Here is a 13,106-nt window from a genome sequence, read left to right as displayed (position 1 = left end):
AAAAAAAGCTATCCACAGAGGAAAGTTTAAGCTTAAATTTAATTTTAGCAAAATTTTATCAAAAAAATAATTTAAGCAATTTCTTTCAAAAACTAAAATTTATAAAATATATTTACAGCTAGATAAAAACTAATTTCTTTCAATCTATATCATTTTGAATACAACTATTTTAAATTCAACACTTAAAGCTTCGATCAAACATGCAGGAGCAGAATTATGTTCATTAAAGAACAGTCAGAATAAGGAATTTATCTGGGAAGGGAACCCGGATTTTTGGGGAAAACACTCTCCTGTCCTGTTCCCTATTGTAGGCACTTTAAAAAACAATACTTACACTATTGATCAAAAAGAATATCAACTGCCAAGGCATGGTTTTGCGCGTGATATGGAATTTCAATTGATTAGTAAAACAGAAAATTGCGCTACTTTTTCTTTGCAGTCAAATGTAGAAACACTCAAAAAATATCCTTTTGAATTTGAACTACAACTTATTTATACACTTCAGGAAAGCACTTTAGATATTGAATACAAAGTAATTAATAATAGTAAAACTAAAATGCCCTTTTCTATTGGTGCACATCCGGCTATTGCTTTGCCTGATAATTTTAAAAATTATGCTTTGAAATTTGAAAAGGAAGAAATTCTGAAATACTATCTACTTGAAAATGATTTAATTTCAAATAAAACTAAAATTTTAGAAACGACGAATAATTTAATTCCGTTAAATTATAAATTGTTTGAAAATGATGCTTTAATTTTCAAAACACTGGAATCAAATTCTCTTACAATTCTTGAAAATTCAAAACCATATATAAAAGTTGACTTTGCAGATTTTCCTAGTTTAGGAATATGGACAAAAGAACAAGCTCCTTTTATATGTATTGAACCATGGCTGGGATATTCTGATACCGATGACAATTCAGGTGATTTATTCGAAAAAGAAGGGATTTTAATTTTAGATGCAAATCATACATTTTCTTCAAAATTTAGTATCCAAATATTATAAAATCTAAAAAATGTTAGAATTCAACTTTTCTCCATTTCCAATAATAGAAACTGAACGTTTACTTTTAAGGAGAATTACCAACGATGATGTAAACGAGGTTTTTGAACTTCGCTCGAATCCTGAAACCATGAAATATATTCCAAGACCTTTAGTAAAAACCACTGAAGATGCATTGGAGCATATTGCTATGATTGAAGAGAAAATTATTACCAATGTTGGAATCAACTGGGGAATAGCTTTAAAAGATAATCCAAAATTGCTTGGAATTATTGGATATTACAGAATGCAGCCTGAAAATTATCGCGCTGAAATTGGCTATATGCTTTCACCTGAATTTCACGGAAAAGGAATTATTCCTGAAGCTGTAAAAAGACTAATCAGATATGGTTTTGATGATCTGAAATTACATTCAATCGAAGCAGTAATTGACCCTGAAAATTTTGCCTCAGAAAAAGTTTTACAAAAATGTGGTTTTGTTAAAGAAGCACATTTTAAAGAATCTGAATTTTATGAAGGTCGTTTTCTTGATAAGGTAATTTACTCATTACTAGAGAAATAAAATTGTTGCCAATTTCGCTTAAAAAAAATATCTTGTTAAATTAAAAAAAAATCATAATAGTAAGTAGGCTAATACGTTATATTTGCACGCGAAATATGAAATTAAACCTTATTTCGAATTCCGAAAACTTACCTTATGAAAAAAATACTTATTCTTCTAATTCTTTTCTTTTCCGTTCAAAGTCAAAGTCAGACTTATGTAAAATTTAATGGTGCAACTGCTTTATTTGCGATCCCAAATATTGGAATCGAAACTAGTATTGGAGAAAAAACTACTTTTAGCGTTGACGTAATGGCTTCTTTTTGGGAATCTGTAAATGGTCATAATCCTATGAAATTTGTTACGTTGACCCCTGAAATTCGTTACCACTTTAAAGAAAAATACAATGGATTTTATGTTGGTGGTCACATTGGCGGAGACGTATATGATATACAAAAATGGAATTATTGGGATAGCCCCAAATATGAGCATGGTTTTGGTTATCGTTTAGGTGTTACTGTTGGTTACAATATTAAATTAAATGATAAATTTCTATTGGATATTTTTGCCGGCGGTGGTTGGCATCAGGGCTTTTATCATGGTTATTATAATGATGGAACACCAGGTAGATATGACAAAGCTGAAAACTGGAATAAAAGTGGCGAATGGCTACCTTACAGAGGTGGAGTTATGATTTCTTATAAGTTATAATTATTCGACAAATTTAGGAAGTGACTTTACATATAAGTCTTCTACTTTTTTACGAGCCCAATCTGTTTTACGTAAGAAGGTTAAACTGGATTTTATGCTAGGATTTGAAGTAAAGCATTTTATTGGAATTAATTCTGATAAAGTATCAAAGCCATAATAAGCTACGAGCTTTTCTAATATCGATTGAAGCGTAATTCCGTGTAAAGGATCTTTAGATTGATTTTCCATTTTATATTTTTAAATAAAAATAAAAGACCATACTTAAAAAAGTATGGTCTTTCTTTTTTACAAAATTAACGAATTGAAATTAAATTTAAATCAAATCGACTACTATTAGAATATAAATTTAAATCCTACAGAAAGTGGTGTTGTTAAACTTGAACCTCCAACTAAATAAGCTGAATCAACATTTGCCATATGTGCTAATCCAAAATTAGTTATAGTAGTTTTAGTACCATCCTTTGGATCTATCGTTGTAGATGTAAAATTTGCCAAATCATAAGAAAACTCAACTGAGAAACTTTTGGTCACGAAATAATCAAATCCTCCTGATACAGACAAACCAAACTGATTTATTTTCGTATCAGATTCTTTTTCTTTGCCTGTGATAACCGGCAATGCTGCTTGTCCAAAGAAGTAAAGAGAACCAGCTACCTTCCAATATTTTCTTGCTAATGGCTCGATTACTATTAAATCTGTTTTTGCTGCTGTTTTTTCATTTAAATCCGACTTCATGTTAATATAACCAAGTCCTGCTCCAACAGCTACCGATGGTGCGATGAATGTACCTACAATTGGTATTACTGATAAATTTGTATTCTTAACATCTCCTGTTTTAGTTTGTTGATAACCAAATTGAGAAGTAGCAAACCACGCTCCTTTTAAACCTTGATTTGCATCTTGTGCTTTTGCGGTTAAACCGATTAACACAATACCAACTAATGATAAAATTTTTTTCATGTTTGAGTTTGTTTTAAATTATACAACAAACTTATATGTAAGTTTTTTCCTTAAACATGATCAAAATCATAGATTAAAAAAAATCTTTAATTATCTTAGATTGCATTAAAGTTTTTCAATTTTGTTTTACATTTGCAACTATGTTAAAAACAGTCAATATACTTAATAAAAGAGCCCGCTTCGATTACGAGATAATCGATACCTATACTGCCGGCGTTGTTTTAACCGGAACAGAGATTAAATCTATACGCTTAGGAAAAGCGAATATTACCGAAAGCTTTTGTGAATTTAATAACCTAGAACTTTTTGCAATCAATACTTATATTGAAGAATATTCTTTTGGAAATCAATTCAATCATAAATCAAGAAGCGAAAGAAAATTGCTTTTAAACAAGAAAGAATTAAAAAGCCTTCATAAAAGTGTACAGGCAAAAGGACTTACTATTGTCCCGCTAAAATTATTCACGAATGAAAAAGGTCTTGCAAAATTACAAATAGGTCTATGTAAAGGAAAGAAAAACTACGACAAACGTGAGTCTTTAAAAGAGCAGGATACAAAACGTGACTTGGATCGAATTAAAAAAGCTTACAATTAAAAGTGTAGCTTTAATTTTATCATAAAGAAGTGTTTATTAATATTTTATCGTTAATTTTATAGAAACAATTTAACTGTAAGATATGAAAAAGTACTTAGTTTTGTTAATCGCCGTACTGACACTTTCAAGTTGTGGCAGTAATACATCAATTGTAAATAGCTGGAGGGATCCTGATGTAACTGTTGCACAGGAACACTTTAAAAAAGTTTTAGTTGTTGCTTTAGTAAAAGATGAAGCTTCCCGAAGAATTACTGAAAACAGGATAGCAGCCAGTAATCAGATTTTCAAAACTTCTTATCAATTTTTAAACGAAACTACAAAGCAACTTACTCAGGAACAAAAATTAAAAATTTTGCAAGACGAAAATTTTGATGGAGTCGTTACTATGCGTTTGGTAAGTACTGAAAAAGAAACAAATTATGTCCCAGGAACTTATACTGGTATGTATTATGGCGGATTTGACGGAATGTATACCGGAATGTATGGTTACGGATTTGGGAACTGGTACGGAATGTATTCTCCAAATTTCTACGATCCCGGATATTATCAGGAAACCACATCTTATATGGTTGAAACCAATATTTTTTCATTAAAACAAAATAAATTAATCTGGACAGGAACGACTAAATCTGACTATGTTACTGATTTAGGACAAACTGTTGATGCCATTATGCAAGCTGTTGTTGGCGAAATGAAAAAAGACGGATCATTACCTAAATAAAATAATTAAAAGCAATATTTATTTATTGCTTTTTTTGTAAAATTTAAAATGACTAATTTTGTCAAGACATTTTAAATCATTTCTATAAAATGAAAATACTTCTTAAAAATGCAAGAGAGCAAAAAGGATTAAAAACTCGTGAAGTAGCACAACTTCTTGGGATTGATCAGGCATTAATAAGTAAATTTGAAAGCGGAACAAGAAAACCTACTAAAGACCAAATTTCAAAACTTTCTCAACTTTTAGAAATTGACTTTGAAACTTTAATGATTGCATGGTTAAAGGAAAAAATTTTATATGAAATTGGCGATGATGAGTTAGCGTTAAAAGCTTTAAAAGTTGCCGAAGATGAGATAAGGTACAATAAAGTAATATCAAATTTAAAAATATCAACTTCTTTAGAAAAGATTTTAAAAGAGATTGATATCCTAAAAGATAAATTAGATACTTATAGAAAATTTGACAGTTACAAGATTAAACAAGCTCTCGAATTGGAATATACTTTTGAAAGTAATAGAATTGAAGGAAACACTATGACGCTTCGTGAAACTGATATGGTTATCAATGAAGGTTTAACTATTTCCGGAAAAAGTATGAGAGAACATCTGGAAGCAATAAATCACCAGGAAGCAATTGGTTTTATCAAAGATTTAATGCAGAAAAATAATGCTTTGAATGAACGTGATCTTTTATCAATTCATAATTTAATTCTCCGTGGAATTATTCCCGAAGATGCCGGACGTTATCGAAAAGTTCAGGTCATGATTCAGGGAAGCAGTCATATGCCTCCACAACCTTTAATGGTTGCTCAGGAAATGGAAGAGTATTTTATTTGGTACGAAATAAATAAAAACAAATTACATCCAATTATCCTTGCTGCAGAAATGCATGAAAGACTAGTTACGATTCATCCTTTCATTGATGGAAACGGAAGAACTTCACGTTTAGTCATGAATTTAATATTAATGCAAAAAGGGTATTTGATTGCCAACATAAAAGGTGATTACGAAAACAGAATGCAATATTATCAATCATTAGAAAAAGCGCAAACAAAAAAAGATAAGGAAGATTTTTTACTTTTTATTGCTCAGATAGAAAAAGAAAGCTTAGAAAGATACATCAGTATTCTTACACAATAAGAAAGCCCAATTAATTGGGCTTTCTTATTAATTTTTATCTTCTAATAAAGGAACGAATCGAAATTCTCCAAACTCATGTTTCTCAAATTGTGTTTCATTTTTACGAATTAATAAAGTCATAATCTGTACATCTTCGCCTAACGGAATAACAAGCCTTCCTCCTATTTTTAACTGCGCCATTAAAGGTTGAGGAATAAATGGAGCGCCAGCCGTAACAATAATACTATCAAAAGGAGCATGATTTGGTAATCCTTTATAGCCATCTCCAAAAGAAAGATGCTTTGGGCGAATGTTTAATTTCGGAAACAAATTAGAGGTAGCTTTAAACAATTCATTTTGTCTTTCAATACTATAAACTTTAGCACCAAGCATAAACAAAACCGCAGTCTGATAACCCGATCCTGTACCTATTTCTAAAATCTTATGGTCTTTTTTAACTTCTAATAATTGCGATTGAAAAGCAACAGTATAAGGCTGTGAGATAGTTTGCCCAGCTCCTATAGGAAATGCCTTATCCTGATAAGCATAATCTTCAAAACTTGAATTGAGAAAAAGATGTCTTGGGATTTTTTTTATCGCATCCAAAACCGCTCTATCAGTAATTCCCTTTTGTTCTAAAGTGCTTACTAATTGATTACGAAGTCCTTGATGTTTGGCAGTGTCTTTCAAAATGGGTAGGTTTTATTTTGGCAAAAATAAGAAAGTAAAAAAGAAATCAAATATTGATTTTTAATTATTAAATTAATAAAGCCGAAAGTCAAAAGTCGAAAGTCAAAAGCCGCAACCGATAATTTACAATTCGCAATTCACAATTCACAATTAGCTAAATTCATTTTTACTTTCAACAAATAAATTCTATTTTTGTTTAAAATACATTCTCATGTTAAAAGTAGGAGTTTTAGGTGCTGGTCACTTAGGTAAGATACATTTACGCTTATTACAACAATCTGACAAATACGAATTAGTTGGATTTTACGACGAAAATCAAGAAAATGCCGAAAGAATTTCAAAAGAATTTGGCTATAAAAACTTCAACACTATTGCAAAATTAATCCACGCTGTGGATGTAATCGATATTGTAACACCAACACTTTCACATTACAAATGTGCTAAAGTAGCCATTAAATCAGGAAAACATATCTTTATAGAAAAACCTATTGCCAACACTGTAGAAGAAGCTGAAGAAATTATTGCTTTAGCCAAAGAATACAATGTAAAAGGACAAGTTGGTCATGTGGAGCGTTTTAACCCTGCATTTATTGCAACAAAAAACATGATCGAAAATCCGATGTTTATCGAAACACATCGTTTAGCTGAGTTTAATCCACGTGGTACAGATGTTCCTGTCGTTTTAGATTTAATGATTCACGATATTGATGCCATTTTAAGTGTTGTAAATTCGAAAGTTAAAAATATCAATGCAAGTGGTGTTTCTGTTATTAGTGATACTCCTGATATTGCAAATGCCCGAATTGAATTCGAAAATGGTTGTGTTGCTAATTTAACAGCAAGCAGAATTTCGATGAAAAATATGCGTAAAACACGATTTTTTCAAAGAGATGCTTACATTTCTGTTGATTTTCTGGAGAAGAAATGTGAAGTGGTTCGTATGAAAGATGCTCCGGAAGTTCCTGGGGATTTTGATATGATTCTGCAAAATGCTGAAGGTGTAAAAAAACAAATCTATTTTACAAATCCTGATGTAGAGCAAAACAATGCAATTTTAGATGAATTAGAGTCTTTTGCAAATGCTATTAATACAGATACTACGCCGGTTGTAACTTTAGAACAAGCTACAGATGCTTTACGTGTAGCATATCAGATTATTGATTGTTTCAATAAATAAAATATAATTTCAAAAATAAATTAGCCACGAATTCACGAATTTAATTGGTGAATTCGTGGCTAAAGTCTTAAATATAATACCTAAATTTAAATGAAAACTATAGCTGTAATTGGTGCAGGAACAATGGGTAACGGAATTGCTCATACTTTTGCACAAAGTGGTTTTACCGTAAAACTTATTGATGTTTCAGAAAAATCATTAGATAAAGGAATGGCAACTATTGCCGCTAATTTAGACAGAATGTTGTCTAAAGGGACCATTACTCAGGAAGATGTCGCAAAAACAATCACCAGTATTATTACTTATACTGATATTAAAGACGGAGTTGTTGGCGTTGATTTAGTTGTTGAAGCAGCTACAGAAAATGTTGAATTAAAACTGAACATCTTCAAACAATTAAACGAAGCTTGTTCTCATAATACTATTTTAGCAACGAATACTTCTTCTATATCTATTACACAAATTGGAGCCGTTGTTGCGCACCCTGAACGTGTTATCGGAATGCATTTCATGAATCCAGTGCCGATTATGAAATTAGTAGAAATCATTCGTGGATATAATACCAGCGATGAAGTGACTAAAATCATTATGGACCTGTCTGTAAAACTAGGAAAAACTCCAGTTGAAGTAAATGATTATCCTGGTTTTGTGGCTAATAGAATTTTGATGCCAATGCTAAATGAAGCAATTGAAACGTTATACAATAAAGTAGCCGGAGTTTATGAAATTGATACCGTAATGAAATTAGGAATGGGACACCCAATGGGACCGTTACAATTAGCTGATTTTATTGGGCTTGATGTTTGTTTGGCTATTTTGAATGTAATGTACGAAGGTTTCAAAAACCCTAAATATGCTCCTTGCCCACTGTTAGTGAATATGGTGAGAGCCGGAAAACTTGGAGTAAAATCTGGTGAAGGTTTTTATGATTATAGCGAAAGTAAAAAAGCAGAGAAAATCTCTAAGCAATTTGTTTAAGATTTTTTAAAAAATGATAACATTTGAGAGTGAATATAAAAATTTTAATCAGCGTTTTTTCAATTTAAATAATCTAACTTTTTTTATTGAGCTTACTCTTCTTTCACCAATAATTCTCGTTTTTAACCTTTCAATTTTATATACAATTATAATTGAGGTGTTTCTTCTGACAATTTGTATTTTTATAATCATCAACAGAAGCAAAAGCAATATCGATATAATAACTTTCGAAGAAAATAGCATTATACTACATGGAGAAACATTTAATACGAAATGGATAAAATCGATAAATATAAAACAAAGTTATATTGAGATACATAGTCTTGGTTCTCGGCAGGGATTAAGAGGTGCTACTTTTTATTTAAAAATAAAAAACAAAAAAAATAATTACATCATAAATTCATTCGAAACATATTCTGATGAAGGAATAATACAGATCTTTAATGAGTTTAAGAGGTTCAAGGAAGAAAAAATAATTGTAGACGAAAGACTAGTATTATTAAGAATTCAAGAAAAAATAGAAAAATGTCAATAGCATTAAATTTAAACATAATCAAATCCACATTACCTGAAAATGTAACTCTAGTTGCAGTTTCTAAAACCAAACCTGTTTCTGACTTAATGCAAGCCTACGAAGCGGGCCAACGCATTTTTGGAGAAAACAAAATCCAGGAAATGACGGATAAATGGGAAGAAATGCCAAAAGACATTCAATGGCATATGATTGGCCATGTCCAGTCGAATAAAGTCAAATTTATGGCACCATTTGTGAGTTTGATTCATGGTATTGATAGTTTGAAATTATTGCAGGAAATAAACAAACAGGCCTTAAAGAATAATCGAATTATAGATTGTCTGCTTCAAATATATATTGCTGAGGAAGAATCTAAATTTGGTTTGGATGAAAACGAATTAAATGAATTATTATCTTCATCTGAATTCAAAGAGTTAGAAAATATTCGTATCTTAGGATTAATGGGAATGGCAACTTTCACAGAAAATCAAATCCAAATTAAAAAAGAATTTACACATTTAAAATCTATTTTTGATTCAATCAAAACAATTGAAGATAAAAACTTACAACTAAATACAATTTCAATGGGAATGTCTGGAGACTACCAGCTTGCTATTGATTGCGGAAGTACAATGGTTAGAATTGGAAGCAGTATCTTTGGAGGAAGATAATTTAATTTAGATTAAAGATTGTAGATTTTAAACTGATTACTAAAAACTGAACACTGAATACTTGATTTGTACGCAATACTAGACATAGAAACCACTGGAGGCCAGTTTAATGAAGAAGGAATTACCGAAATCGCCATTTATAAATTTGATGGCCATGAAGTAGTTGATCAATTCATTAGCCTTGTTAATCCTGAAATTCCGATTCAGCCTTTTGTGGTGAAATTAACCGGGATAAATAATGCTATGTTGCATTCTGCTCCTAAATTCTTTGAAGTTGCAAAACGAATCATCGAAATCACTTCAGATTGTATTATTGTAGCACACAACGCCTCGTTTGATTACAGAATTCTACGAACTGAATTCAGACGTTTAGGTTACGATTTTGAAGCCAGAACACTTTGTACTGTTGAATTAGCTAAAAAACTAATTCCCGAACAACCTTCTTATAGTTTAGGAAAATTAGTTCGTGCGCTCGGAATACCAATGGCAGATCGTCATCGTGCCAGTGGAGACGCCATGGCAACTACAAAGTTGTTTAAGATGCTTTTAGAAAAAGATCTGGAAAAAACAATTGTAAAAGATTTTATAAAACTGGAAGTTGAAAAAGGTATTGCACCAAAATTATTAGATTTGGTCGGACAAATGCCAACTAAAACAGGTGTTTATTACATTCATAACGAAGGCGGAACCTTAATATACATAGGAAAAAGTCAGAATATTCGAAAAAGGGTAAATCAACATTTCACCGGAATTACAACAAAAAGCAAAAAAATCCAGGCTGAAGTTTTCACTATAACATATGACGAAACCGGAAGCGAATTAATTGCATTATTAAAAGAAAGCGAAGAAGTAAAAATAAACCGACCAAGACACAATCGTTCCCAGAAAAAAACGGTTTTCCCATTCGCTTTATATGCCGAAAAAGATTCAAACGGGTATTTAAACTTAAATCTTCAAAAAGCTGACGGTCGTAAAAAAGAAATTACTTCATTTGCTTCTTTGCAGGAAGGAAAAAATATGCTTTTCAAATTCACTGCAAAGTATCATTTATGCCAAAAACTAACAGGTTTATATCAAACTAAAAAAGAATGTTTTCAATATAAAATAAAAGAATGTGACGGCGCTTGTATTGGCGAAGTTACATCCGAAATTTATAACCTAAGAGTGCAACAATTCATTTCTGAGCATAGTTTCGAAAATAAAAACATGATTCTGCTCGACAGAGGAAGAAATATAAATGAACGAAGTGCCGTTTTAATCGAAAATGGTATTTATAAAGGATATGCTTTTTATGATTTGAATTATCAAATTACGAATATCGAAATCTTGAAAAACATTTTAATTCCGATGCAAAATAATCGTGATGTAAAAAATATAATCCAAAATTACATGCGCAAAAGCAAATCGCTTAAAATTCTTCATTTTTAAAATACCCTAATTTTCATTATCTTAGTCAATATGACAAAAATGAAATCTAAATACGAAAGCTTTCGGGAAAAAATCAAAGTAATTCTTTACGGAACAGATACCGTTTTAGGAAGACTTTTCGATTTAGTTTTACTCGGATTAATTTTATTGAGCGTTCTTTTGGTCATGATGGAAACCGTTCAGGGAATCAACCAAAAATACCATTCTCAACTCATTATCTGCGAATGGATAATTACAGTTTTTTTTACCATCGAATATATTTTACGTATTATTTCGATTCAAAAACCGGTAAAATATATTTTTAGCTTTTATGGCATTATTGATTTACTTGCTGTACTACCAATGTATCTTTCAATATTTTTCCCAGGAGCGAGTATTTTATCAGTCATAAGAGCATTACGCTTTTTCCGATTATTCAAAATATTGCACATTCCTCAAATTTCACATCAGTCCGTACAACTGCGTGAAGCAATTGAAGCCAGTAAAGAAAAAATCCTTGTTTTTATTTATTTCGTATTGATCAGCACCGTAATTATCGGTTCTGTTATGTATGTGATAGAAGGCAAGGAAAGTGGTTTTACAAGTATACCAGTTAGCATCTATTGGACTATAGTAACCTTGACAACAGTTGGTTATGGTGATATTTCACCTATAACTCCTTTAGGTCAATTCGTCGCTTCATTCGTTATGATTTTGGGTTATGGAATTATTGCTGTTCCAACTGGAATTGTAACTGCTGAATTTGCCAAAAACAGTCTAAAAAACAACACCGTAAGCGGTAAGAAGACTTGCAAAAACTGTAATTCGCAAGTCCACTTCGATAATGCGAAATATTGCTACGAATGCGGAACAGAATTACCTAATGTTTAATTTATGGAGCTATTTCCAGCTGTACACTCCAACTCCTCCTTATCTTTGTTGTTTTTTTAAGGCATAAAAGGAGCTTCCGCTGGTCGCTCTTTTATCCCAAAAAAAACTAACAAATATAAGTCCGGGGTTTCCACTCCCATCTGGGCTAGAAAAATATGAAATACTTAATTACCATTGTCGGACCAACAGCTATAGGCAAAACTGCCTTGAGTATTGCTTTGGCACAACATTTTAATTGCGAAATAATTTCTTGTGATAGTCGTCAGTTTTTTAAAGAAATGACTATTGGCACCGCAGTTCCTAATCCCGAAGAATTAAATGCTGCAAAACATCATTTTATCCAAAATAAATCCATTTTCGAAAATTATACCGTTGGTGATTATGAAAAAGAAGCACTTTTAAAATTAGAAGAATTATTTCAAAAGAATGATTTTGCCATTTTAATTGGTGGTTCGGGATTATATGTAGACGCAATTTTAAAAGGTTTTGACGAGTTTCCCGAAATTAATCCGGAAGTTCGTTCTGAAGTAAATTCAAAGTATGAAAAACTTGGAATTACCTATTTACAAGAGCAATTGCAAGATTTAGATCCGGACTATTTTCAAAAAATAACTTTAGAAAACCCGCAAACACTTCAAAATCCACAGCGAATGATGCGTTTTGTAGAAGTTTGCATCGGAACTAAAAAACCATATTCTTCTTTTTTAAATCAGAAGAAAAACAACCGAAATTTCACTCCTATTTTAATTGGTTTAGAAGCAGATAGAAAAGTAATTTATGATCGTATTAATCAACGTGTTGATATTATGATGAACGAAGGTTTATTAAATGAAGCTAAAGCTTTGTATCCTAATAAAGCGTTAAATGCGCTACAAACAGTCGGATATAGAGAATTATTTAGTTATTTTGATGGAGAATTTTCGTTTCCGTTTGCCATCGAAGAAATCAAGAAAAATACCCGAAGGTTTTCCAAAAGACAATTGACGTGGTTCAAAAGAAACGAAAATACGAAATGGTTTGATTACGCAACAAATAGAAAAGAAATTATAAATTACGTAGAAAAAAATTCTAAGTAAATCAAAAATCTTTTTTCTATACTCTTTATTCTATTCTCTAAAATAAATCTAA

At 31.1% G+C, this 13,106-nt stretch carries 16 protein-coding genes; 13 read left to right on the top strand and 3 right to left on the bottom strand.

Annotated features, from left to right (window positions below; all coding sequences use genetic code 11):
• The first annotated feature begins 154 nt into the window (after positions 1–154).
• The 3 genes from AC1RRN_RS02815 (at position 155) to AC1RRN_RS02805 (ending at position 2,255) form a co-directional block, all read left to right on the top strand.
• Positions 155–1,006, top strand: a complete 852-nt coding sequence (locus AC1RRN_RS02815; protein ID WP_492965839.1) for an aldose 1-epimerase family protein — start codon at positions 155–157, stop codon at positions 1,004–1,006.
• Positions 1,007–1,016: 10 nt separating this feature from the next.
• Entirely contained in the window at positions 1,017–1,565 is a 549-nt protein-coding gene (locus AC1RRN_RS02810) for a GNAT family N-acetyltransferase (RefSeq protein ID WP_492965838.1), read from the top strand.
• A 135-nt stretch (positions 1,566–1,700) separates the two neighbouring features.
• Positions 1,701–2,255 (top strand): DUF3575 domain-containing protein, encoded by a 555-nt coding sequence (locus AC1RRN_RS02805; protein ID WP_492965837.1) that lies wholly within the window; start codon positions 1,701–1,703, stop codon positions 2,253–2,255.
• Here the strand turns inward: AC1RRN_RS02805 and AC1RRN_RS02800 are convergent, their stop codons facing one another.
• Together AC1RRN_RS02800 and AC1RRN_RS02795 are read right to left on the bottom strand one after the other, a co-directional pair.
• Positions 2,256–2,483 (bottom strand): VF530 family protein, encoded by a 228-nt coding sequence (locus tag AC1RRN_RS02800; protein ID WP_492965836.1) that lies wholly within the window; start codon positions 2,481–2,483, stop codon positions 2,256–2,258.
• A 105-nt stretch (positions 2,484–2,588) separates the two neighbouring features.
• Complete coding sequence (locus AC1RRN_RS02795; RefSeq protein ID WP_492965835.1) at positions 2,589–3,215, bottom strand: hypothetical protein; 627 nt, start codon at positions 3,213–3,215, stop codon at positions 2,589–2,591.
• Between the two features lie 140 nt (positions 3,216–3,355).
• Between AC1RRN_RS02795 and smpB the strand changes: the two genes are divergently transcribed.
• The 3 genes from smpB (at position 3,356) to AC1RRN_RS02780 (ending at position 5,671) form a co-directional block, all read left to right on the top strand.
• Positions 3,356–3,811 carry an SsrA-binding protein SmpB gene (smpB, locus tag AC1RRN_RS02790; protein WP_072971105.1) on the top strand — a complete coding sequence of 152 codons (456 nt, stop codon included), beginning with the start codon at positions 3,356–3,358 and terminating at the stop codon, positions 3,809–3,811.
• Between the two features lie 82 nt (positions 3,812–3,893).
• Positions 3,894–4,532, top strand: a complete 639-nt coding sequence (locus tag AC1RRN_RS02785) for a putative periplasmic lipoprotein (RefSeq protein WP_492965834.1) — start codon at positions 3,894–3,896, stop codon at positions 4,530–4,532.
• A gap of 89 nt (positions 4,533–4,621) precedes the next feature.
• The gene (locus AC1RRN_RS02780) at positions 4,622–5,671 is read left to right on the top strand and encodes a Fic family protein (protein ID WP_492965833.1); all 1,050 of its coding nucleotides are present in this window, start codon (positions 4,622–4,624) and stop codon (positions 5,669–5,671) included.
• Between the two features lie 27 nt (positions 5,672–5,698).
• On the opposite strand, the gene AC1RRN_RS02775 is transcribed toward AC1RRN_RS02780, so the two are convergent.
• Entirely contained in the window at positions 5,699–6,340 is a 642-nt protein-coding gene (locus AC1RRN_RS02775; RefSeq protein WP_192184989.1) for a protein-L-isoaspartate(D-aspartate) O-methyltransferase, read from the bottom strand.
• A gap of 211 nt (positions 6,341–6,551) precedes the next feature.
• Between AC1RRN_RS02775 and AC1RRN_RS02770 the strand changes: the two genes are divergently transcribed.
• The 7 genes from AC1RRN_RS02770 to miaA all read left to right on the top strand — a co-directional run bounded on the left by AC1RRN_RS02770 (position 6,552) and on the right by miaA (position 13,054).
• A complete protein-coding gene (locus AC1RRN_RS02770) occupies positions 6,552–7,517 on the top strand; it encodes a Gfo/Idh/MocA family protein (protein ID WP_492965832.1) in 966 nt (321 codons plus the stop codon).
• Positions 7,518–7,607: 90 nt separating this feature from the next.
• Complete coding sequence (locus AC1RRN_RS02765; RefSeq protein ID WP_492965831.1) at positions 7,608–8,495, top strand: 3-hydroxyacyl-CoA dehydrogenase family protein; 888 nt, start codon at positions 7,608–7,610, stop codon at positions 8,493–8,495.
• 13 nt (positions 8,496–8,508) lie between these two features.
• Positions 8,509–9,030 (top strand): hypothetical protein, encoded by a 522-nt coding sequence (locus tag AC1RRN_RS02760; protein ID WP_492965830.1) that lies wholly within the window; start codon positions 8,509–8,511, stop codon positions 9,028–9,030.
• Positions 9,021–9,680 carry a YggS family pyridoxal phosphate-dependent enzyme gene (locus tag AC1RRN_RS02755; RefSeq protein WP_492965829.1) on the top strand — a complete coding sequence of 220 codons (660 nt, stop codon included), beginning with the start codon at positions 9,021–9,023 and terminating at the stop codon, positions 9,678–9,680. Before AC1RRN_RS02760 ends, AC1RRN_RS02755 begins: the two co-directional genes overlap by 10 nt.
• 66 nt (positions 9,681–9,746) lie before the next feature.
• A complete protein-coding gene (locus AC1RRN_RS02750; protein WP_492965828.1) occupies positions 9,747–11,108 on the top strand; it encodes an exonuclease domain-containing protein in 1,362 nt (453 codons plus the stop codon).
• Positions 11,109–11,138: 30 nt separating this feature from the next.
• Complete coding sequence (locus AC1RRN_RS02745) at positions 11,139–11,978, top strand: ion transporter (RefSeq protein ID WP_492965827.1); 840 nt, start codon at positions 11,139–11,141, stop codon at positions 11,976–11,978.
• Positions 11,979–12,133: 155 nt separating this feature from the next.
• Positions 12,134–13,054 carry a tRNA (adenosine(37)-N6)-dimethylallyltransferase MiaA gene (gene miaA, locus AC1RRN_RS02740; RefSeq protein ID WP_492965826.1) on the top strand — a complete coding sequence of 307 codons (921 nt, stop codon included), beginning with the start codon at positions 12,134–12,136 and terminating at the stop codon, positions 13,052–13,054.
• The last annotated feature ends 52 nt before the right edge of the window (positions 13,055–13,106 follow it).

It is taken from the genome of Flavobacterium sp. GW821-FHT11G01 (assembly GCF_058808175.1).
The sequence above is the reverse complement of the archived record's forward strand: the minus strand, read 5'-3'. Positions and strand labels throughout refer to the sequence as shown.